We start from the raw sequence: 346 nt of genomic DNA on the forward strand, positions 1-346 counted from the left end.
TGCTTCTAAATAAAGTTTCGGTGTAAATCCCGTGTCCTTAATTCGAATTGTATCGCCTTCATTGATTTCCTCATGCGACAACCCGAATACTTTCGAAATATCCGCCGCTTCTACTTCATATGAAACAGACGCATTTACACGTTTTTTTAACTCTGTATTCATAAGAGTCATAAGGCGTTGTGGGGCCATATTTTGTTCTTCCGTTTCAGGTGTATAGAAACCAAATTTATGTTGACCATTCTCGCTCCAACGCTGAAAAGCGTCAGAGTCAGTAATGTAAGGAATCCCGTTATTTATAGATTCAATCGTTATAAGTTCATCGCCTTCACCGCGTACAAAACCAACT

At 39.3% G+C, this 346-nt stretch carries 1 protein-coding gene; it reads right to left on the reverse strand.

The annotated features are described in order from the left end of the window. Positions 1–346: phage tail spike protein (locus tag MR058_RS23030; protein WP_277926684.1), on the reverse strand; the 346-nt coding region annotated here is incomplete at both ends.

Origin of the sequence: Bacillus cereus group sp. BfR-BA-01430 (assembly GCF_022663115.1) — a bacterium.
GTDB classification, from domain to species: Bacteria; Bacillota; Bacilli; order Bacillales; family Bacillaceae_G; genus Bacillus_A; species Bacillus_A cereus_BD.